This is a genomic window from Oleiphilus sp. HI0117 (assembly GCF_001635235.1).
Map to the genome: position 1 here is coordinate 1 of NZ_LWGA01001387.1, position 1506 is coordinate 1506.

Consider the following 1506-nt stretch of genomic DNA (forward strand, 5'->3'; position numbering starts at 1 on the left):
AGTTGATGACGTCGTGACCACAAAAGCGACCAGCGAAATATGTAGCCAATTACTCCTTGATAAAGGGGCGAGTCGCGTTGATATCTGGAGTCTGGCCAGAACACCAAAAGCCAGCTAGGCAAATAGCCATAAAGAGTAATGTTATAGTTTTTCTTTCTTCAGAATAGAGTAAATATACTCTGCAATAGCCAAAGAAGATGTTAAACCTGGCGACTCAATTCCAAGTAAGTTTACTAAGCCTGCTACACCATGATCAGCAGGCCCTTGTATGGAAAAGTCAGCTGCCATGTTTCCGGGAGGGACAATTTTAGGCCGGACACCGGAGTAATCAGCATGCATTTTATCGAGCTCTACTTCAGGCCAATATTTACTCACCTCTGCGTAAAACTGCTCCCGTTTTTTCGGGTCCACCTTATAGTCAATGTGCTCAACATCAGTCACGTCCAGCCACTCAACATCCGGGCCAAATTTAGCAGCTCCCTGCATATCAAGCGTAAGATGAACACCCAGACCTCCCGGCTCAGGAACCGGATAGACTAAATGATCAAAAGGAGCTGCGCCGCTATAAGCAAAGTAACTTCCTTTGGCAAAGAAAGCTTTCGGTAACTCGGCAATAGAAATGGCTGGAGAATCATTAACAAGAGGCTGAGCATTTAGACCTGCAGAGTTGATGCAGCACTTCGTTCTTATCAGAGCCTCCCCGCCATTGAGAGTAAGCTCAACTCCACCCTCATCCTGCCCGGTTATCTGGAGCTCTGAGTTAAACACGCACTGACCACCGTTTGCCTCAAGATCAGCCTGCAATTGAAGCATATAGGCATGACTATCCAAAACGCCTGTCGAAGGCGACAATAAGGCTGCTTTACCCACTATCGCTTGCTCTAGCTTATTAAGTTCTACAGAACCGATGAAGCGAAGATCGTCTACACCATTAAGTTGAGCTTGGTTTTTAATTTCCTGAAGACGAGCTATCTGATCATCACTTGTCGCAACAATCAATTTTCCACAAGCTTTGAAAGGAAGGTGATGCTTAGCACAATAGTCATATAACATTTCTTTCCCAGCCACGCATAGCTGAGCTTTTAAGGAACCTTTTGGGTAATATATTCCTGCATGGATCACTTCACTATTGCGTGAAGAAGTCTGCGTGCCAATGCTGGATTCTTTATCGACGAGCAAAACTTCCCGACCCTCAAGAGCTATTCGCCTCGCTATTGCTAAACCAACAACTCCAGCTCCGATCACCAGGCAATCCACATTAAACTGTTCCATCGCTATTTGCGCCTCACAATTCTTCTCTTAACTCCTTTAGCGAGCAGCTATGACCCTACATTAAACAAAAAAGGCCTACAAGACCGAAACTTCGACCCATGTAGACCCTCATACTATTGCTCTAAAGACTAGAGCTGACTTAACGCAATGCTTCTTTGGTCACCTGAGCCTCAAGCACTGCGACCACTCGCCTATTTTTAGCGCGCCCATCTTCAGTCTCGTTGTCTGCAATCG

The 1506-nt window shown here is 45.7% G+C and carries 1 protein-coding gene; it reads right to left on the bottom strand.

Annotation, left to right across the window (positions count from 1 at the left end; translation table 11 throughout):
- Window positions 1–141: 141 nt before the first annotated feature.
- Window positions 142–1272, bottom strand: coding sequence for an NAD(P)/FAD-dependent oxidoreductase (locus A3757_RS23645; protein WP_068513414.1), 1131 nt, complete (start codon window positions 1270–1272; stop codon window positions 142–144).
- Window positions 1273–1506 lie beyond the last annotated feature (234 nt).

Excerpts from the sequence above, each read along its gene's own strand:
- A3757_RS23645 (WP_068513414.1), bottom strand. The coding sequence starts at position 1,272 with ATGGAACAGTTTAATGTGGATTGCCTGGTGATCGGAGCTGGAGTTGTT.